The 5826-nt window shown below is 44.1% G+C and carries 6 protein-coding genes; 2 read left to right on the top strand and 4 right to left on the bottom strand.

Annotated elements, in window-relative coordinates; genetic code table 11:
• The 3 genes from HF974_15735 to HF974_15745 form a co-directional block, all read right to left on the bottom strand.
• Window positions 1-405 (bottom strand): hypothetical protein (locus tag HF974_15735; GenBank protein MBC2699747.1); only part of this gene is annotated, 405 nt, incomplete at its 3' end.
• A gap of 65 nt (window positions 406-470) precedes the next feature.
• The gene (locus HF974_15740) at window positions 471-1823 is read right to left on the bottom strand and encodes a tetratricopeptide repeat protein (protein ID MBC2699748.1); all 1353 of its coding nucleotides are present in this window, start codon (window positions 1821-1823) and stop codon (window positions 471-473) included.
• A 64-nt stretch (window positions 1824-1887) separates the two neighbouring features.
• Complete coding sequence (locus HF974_15745; protein ID MBC2699749.1) at window positions 1888-2115, bottom strand: response regulator; 228 nt, start codon at window positions 2113-2115, stop codon at window positions 1888-1890.
• Window positions 2116-2390: 275 nt separating this feature from the next.
• On the opposite strand from HF974_15745, the gene HF974_15750 reads away from it, so the two are divergent.
• Window positions 2391-3167: a coenzyme F420-0:L-glutamate ligase gene (locus HF974_15750; GenBank protein MBC2699750.1), complete on the top strand. Its 777-nt coding sequence runs from the start codon at window positions 2391-2393 to the stop codon at window positions 3165-3167.
• Window positions 3168-3292: 125 nt separating this feature from the next.
• Complete coding sequence (locus HF974_15755; GenBank protein ID MBC2699751.1) at window positions 3293-4309, top strand: isocitrate/isopropylmalate dehydrogenase family protein; 1017 nt, start codon at window positions 3293-3295, stop codon at window positions 4307-4309.
• Window positions 4310-4364: 55 nt separating this feature from the next.
• Here HF974_15755 and HF974_15760 read toward each other — a convergent pair whose 3' ends face one another.
• On the bottom strand, window positions 4365-5648 hold the full coding sequence (locus HF974_15760) for an isopropylmalate synthase (protein MBC2699752.1): 1284 nt from the start codon (window positions 5646-5648) through the stop codon (window positions 4365-4367).
• Window positions 5649-5826 lie beyond the last annotated feature (178 nt).

Consider the following 5826-nt stretch of genomic DNA (forward strand, 5'->3'; position numbering starts at 1 on the left):
AACATCAAGCGGGACTTTTTCTTCGTAGGGTACAATGGCCTGTGTACACATCATATCTTTTGGTCGTTTTGTTGTTATCGTAACTGTGAATGTATTGCCATCTCTTTTTGCTTCAACCCTGTCAATCCCGGTGCAGCCGTCTGGCAGGTAGCCTTTTGCACCTACATGTATCTGTACAGGAAATGATTCGAGAACCAGTATTTCGGTGGATTCGACCACAGCAGTTCCATAAATGTAATCCCCGTCTTGTGATTCACTTTTGTTATCCTTCGTATCTGGATCAGTGGCTGAATCGGGAGCCTGTGTACATCCACTCAGGGTAATCAGTGAAGTAATGATCATCAGGACGATTAACCGGATTGTTGATTTCTTTATCAATTTGACATCTCCATTCTTAATTTTCACATATATAAGAATACGTAGATTTTATATATCTTTTACCTTGACTGCGAATCGGTTTGCAGTTAATTTCATTTCGAGAACTTGAGCCTTGAAATGCCCATGTTCACTTTGAGTTTCAACTTATCAGGCACACAGTCCATTAATTCCGGTTTAAGATAGACTGCCCGGGCCCAGGCGTGGGCTGCCTTATCATATCTACCCTTGTTGTAGCAGGCCAATCCCATACCCTGGTGTGCCTCGGTAAACATGGGGTCCAGCTTTGTGACCTGCTCAAACTCCTTTATCGCATCATCATACTTCTCAAGCTCCAGATAGACATGTCCAAGATTATTGTGGGCCAGGACATATTTTAGGTCAAGCCTGATAGCTTCCTGGAATTCCTTTACTGCCTCAGGGTATTTCTTTTGTCCGGCAAAGATATGACCCAGACTGTTATGTGCCGGCACATAGTCAGGATCAAGCCCCAGTGCTTTTTCAAGCTCAAAGATCGCTTCATCGTATCGACCCATCCCGGTATAGACATGTGCAAGGTTGCTATGTCCTTCTGTGTATCCCGGGTTGAGTCCTAATACCTCCTGGAGTTCACCAATTGCTTCCTCATTCCTGCTCATCCTGTCATGTATGACAGCCATGTTATTGTGGGCTTCAATATAATCCGGATCAAGTTTGAGAGCCTCCCCATACTCTTCGATTGCCTCCCCGTACCTGCCAGCCGTATCATAGACAATGCCCAGGTTATTATGAATAATATGACTTAGACCAATATTTGTGGTCACCTGGAAGGAAGAGTAATATTTCATCAACAAACCGGATGTCTCCTCATCCAGTCCGGATATCTCGTCCGGATTTTTAAGATAATATAAATTATCCCGCCTGTCATATACCTGCTTGACATTTACTTCGTTTATCGCATCCAGGCTGAAATCAATGAACATCATTGAACCTGGCGAAAAACCATCGATCATGATACATACATGGGGTCCTGCACTCACAGCCTTTACCTCTGGTACCAGGCAGCGCAGGAGTATGTAACCAAGCTGGGTTATGGCAGCACATGAAACAAGGAATTCCTTTTCATTTCTTTTTAGTTCATCAGGTATACTTGACCTGTCAAGGATCGCAAAAATATCCTCGTTCTTCAGGTTCAGGCCGTTCACCAAAAGCTTAAGCAGCGGTTGGGGAATATCAGGTCGGTAAAAGCCTTTGTCTTCCAGTGAGACCATCAGCGTCTTCAAGGAATCCACCAGTTGTGTTATATCCTTTTTCTGGCTGGCAGAAAAAATTGATCTTTTAATTTCAGGAAATCCGGTCTCCCTGAACAAAGTATTGAGTTCACTTTGGATATCCTGTATTAGTGCTTCATTGTAGCCCAGTTGGATCAGCAGTGACCTGGTCTCAGTGCCGGGATATATTTCTGCCATCGTTAACGAATAGCCCTCCCCTTTACATATGGTTTGTGGAAGAGGAATGCTAAAATCTGTATCATTAGGTTCTTGACAATAAAGTAGACGTGTTTATCGATATCTGGATATCGGCACTGCAAACAATGATCTTTGTGCTGGAATCCTTGCTGATTATGTCCTTTATTGTATTCAACCCATCCTTTTCAGGCATCACTAGGTCCATCAATACAAGGTCGGGTTTGACCTCGTCATACCTGGAAACTGCTTCGTTCCCGTTAACAGCCTCATCAACATCATAACCGTTTTCTATCTAAATATTGTTTAACATTGTCCGTGTTAAAATAGAATCATCTACAACCAGAACTTTAACCATATTTTACATCGTGTCTAAAGTATGAATTATCATAATAAATATTTATAAATTAAATACATCTATATTGAAAGTTTTACTAATTTTTTTATATATGAGTAATCACTTAAACGTTCCTACAATAGTAATATAATCAAAGTCTATAAAACATGAATGTCCAAAATACGAATGTCTAAAATTCAAATGTTTGCAGCAGTGTTTACCTGACATAATTTATGAGAGGAATAATATTGAAATTAAGTGTTTTCACAGTGGATAACATGCCCATGATAGAACAGGGTCATGACCTTGCCGGGCTCATCAACAAGCGAACGACAATAGAAGAACACGACATTATTGTGATCGCCTCAACAATCGTGTCCAAGGCGCAGGCGTTGGTTATCGATCCTGGAACCATAACTCCCACACCGGAAGCAGAGAGAATTTCTAAAAAAATTGGAAATGACCCAGCCTTCGTCCAGGCAGTGCTCAATGAAAGTACGGAAGTTCTCATTGAATCCCCCATCTTCCTTGTCCGGCACGTAAGCGGGAATGTCTGCATCAATGCAGGTATTGATGAGTCAAATGTGGAGCATGGATTATTATTGCTGCCCGCTGACCCGGATGAAAGTGCCAGGCAGCTTAAAGAAGATTTTTTCAGGCTAACAGGCAAACTGGTCAGTGTTATCATCACCGATACCAATGGCAGGGCGTTTCGGGAAGGGCAAACAGGTATTGCCCTGGGGATTTCGGGTATCGACACCCACCATGACTGGAGGGGCAGCACTGACCTGTTCGGGGTCGAACTGGAAGTTGCCAACGAGGCAGTGGTGGATGAGATAGCCGGGTTTGCCAATTTCCTTATGGGTGAAGGTGATTGGGGTACACCGGCAGTGGTGATAAGGGGAGTAGATATGTATTCCGGTAATGGGGATATGAATGCAATGTACCGCGAACCCGAAACCGATGTAATAAGAAAAGCGTTACAGTACTACAAGGACAAGGTCGGATAGATAAAAAAAATCTCTATATGCACATTTTAAGCTTGTTACAATTGGATGAACACCGTTCGAAGCCCTTAAATGAAATAATTACCAAATATAGCCGGATTTGAATGAAAGAGCAGATGTGAAATATTATGAGTAAAAAAGCAGCAATAATAAAAGGAGACGGTGTGGGACCTGAACTGGTAGATGCCATGATCGCAGTTACCCGGGCTGCCGGTACAAATGTAGAGTTCATAACTTGTGAGGCTGGAGCTACCTGGTGGGAGGCCAATGGTGGCGATTCACTAATTCCAAAACAAACCTGGGACCTGCTTGAAAAAACCGATGCATGTTTCAAGGGACCTACTACAACACCGGGCGGTGCAGGTTCACCCAAGAGCGTTGCCGTATCTATCAGGCAGAAATTTAACCTGTACGCCAATGTAAGACCGACCAGGACATTCCCCAACACTGCCAAACCTCTGGGGGATGTGGATTTCGTATGCATCAGGGAAGGTACGGAAGGGTTGTATATCGGTGAAGAGATCAAGCTTACTGATGATGTTTATATTGCCATTCGCAAGATAACCCGCACCAATAGCAGCCTTATTGCCAGGTATGCCTTTGAGGAGGCAAAGCGCAGGGGCTGGAAGAAGGTGGTGCCCATCCATAAGAGCAATATTCTCAAGCTGACCTGCGGTACATTCTTAGAAGAAGTGGAAAAGGTACACCAGGAGTATCCTGAGATGGAGGTCTGGGAATACCATATTGACAATATCGCCCAGCAGTTGATCAAGAACCCCAAGTTATTCAATGAATCCATCCTGCTGTCAACCAATTTGTTCATGGACGTGATCAGCGAGGAGTGCAGTGCGCTGGTTGGCAGTATCGGGTTGATATATTCTGCTAATATTGGCGATAGTTATGCCATGTTCGAGCCTGCCCACGGTTCAGCGCCGAAATATGCGGGCCAGGATAAGGTCAATCCGGTAGCAACCATACTGGCGGGGGCATGGATGCTGGATTATCTTGGTGAGAAGGAGCAGGCAAAGGCAATTTTCGATGCAACTGAATCAGTAATAGCAGAAGGCAAACATGTCACCTATGATATGGGCGGCAGTGCAAAACTAAGCGAGATGAGTGATGCTATTATAGCTAAGTTAAAATAAATAAATAAATAAACAAGATAGACCGGCGGGCTTTTCCGCCGGTAAAATTATTTTCTCAGCGTATATTTGCTTTTTCGTGGGTTTCGGATTCTACGATCGGTTCGAACATGAAGTATTTCTCAACATAACCCCTCAATTCCTCATCAGAGATGCTGGATACTCTTAGTTCTTCATCATAGAGCCGATGGATATGGTCCTGGATCTCTTTTAGCCTGGGGTCTCGTTTCAGTACTTTTGCCCTGACACCCATCAATTCATTCAGGGTTTCTTCTACCTTATGCCTGAGTACTTCAAGTCCGGATGAATCGCCGATCAGCAACAGCCGCTTCCCACCCACAAGCTCTGGCAGGTAGGCCTCGTAAGTGAATGGGTTTTTGATGACCCCGGCTGTGTGTATACCGCTTTCATGGGCAAATATATTCTTACCTACGACGGCCTTGTTACGGGGCACCCGGATACCGATCTCTTTTTCCATGAATCTGGCAAACTCAGTTACTGATTCCAGGTTATATTTATCAAACCCTTCCACCCTCTCTTGCAAAAACAGCACCACCTTCTCTATTTCTGTGTTTCCGGCACGCTCACCGATACCTAAAAACGTGAGGCTTGCCCAGTTGGCACCATGCCAGTATCCTGCAAGTGTGTTTGCCATACCCAACCCGAAGTCATCATGGACATGGGTCTCAATATTCTTGACTTTCATTTCGTCATGAAGGTATTTGACCATTGTCGGGATGCCATATGGTTCGTCCACACCTTCAAAAGGTATTCCCATGCCAAGGGTATCGCATAAACGGATAATACAGTCCGGGTCGATCTCTATCAATTTTTCGACAAGCGGGAACACAAAACCGTAGTTGTCGGCACGGGTCATATCTTCGATATGTGCGCGGGTGCGCAGTCCGTGGTCTACTGCATATTGCAGTGCGTCCAGGTATTTCTCTTCTGCGGCCTCCCTTGAAGGAAGTCCCATCTTGTCAATTACATGCGAATCCGAAACAGACATCAGTATGCCGGTTTCTTCTATCCCGTCCATCTCCAGTACCAGATCAATGTCGGCAGGATTTGCCCTGGCCCATCCTGTGACCTCTGGGAACTCGTATCCCTTGTCCAGCATAGATCTCGTTGCTTCTTTGTCCCGATGGTTAAATACAAAGGTTTCCAGTTTTTCTATTCCGATCTGGTGAAGATACTCAAAAATCTGGAGTTTATGGCTTTTTGACATAACGACACCCGGCATCTGAGAGCCGTCCCGGATCGTACTGTCGCTGATAAATACTTCCTGACCTCGGGGGAATTTGATCTTGGGCAGGTCATCATAGTTCTTGTAGACTTTCATCGGGATTAAGATGGATGTGGAAGGATAAAATAGTTGTTGTTATGTGTTTTTTTAAAAATAAATGTATTATTTATAGAAATGAGCCTCCGGCAAAATGGATGTAACAGCTTTAAAATGCCAATAAACACATAGGACGGTTCAGTTTTTCTTAAATTTCCTCCTAAAGGTTCGGATTGAA

The organism is ANME-2 cluster archaeon (assembly GCA_014237145.1).
Lineage (GTDB): Archaea > Halobacteriota > Methanosarcinia > Methanosarcinales > Methanocomedenaceae > Methanocomedens_A.

What these genes read in the sequence shown, in the direction of transcription:
- HF974_15760 (MBC2699752.1), bottom strand. Translation starts at nt 5,648, where the DNA reads ATGAAAGTCTACAAGAACTATGATGACCTGCCCAAGATCAAATTCCCC.
- HF974_15755 (MBC2699751.1), top strand. Translation starts at nt 3,293, where the DNA reads ATGAGTAAAAAAGCAGCAATAATAAAAGGAGACGGTGTGGGACCTGAA.
- HF974_15740 (MBC2699748.1), bottom strand. Translation starts at nt 1,823, where the DNA reads ATGGCAGAAATATATCCCGGCACTGAGACCAGGTCACTGCTGATCCAA.
- HF974_15750 (MBC2699750.1), top strand. Translation starts at nt 2,391, where the DNA reads ATGAGAGGAATAATATTGAAATTAAGTGTTTTCACAGTGGATAACATG.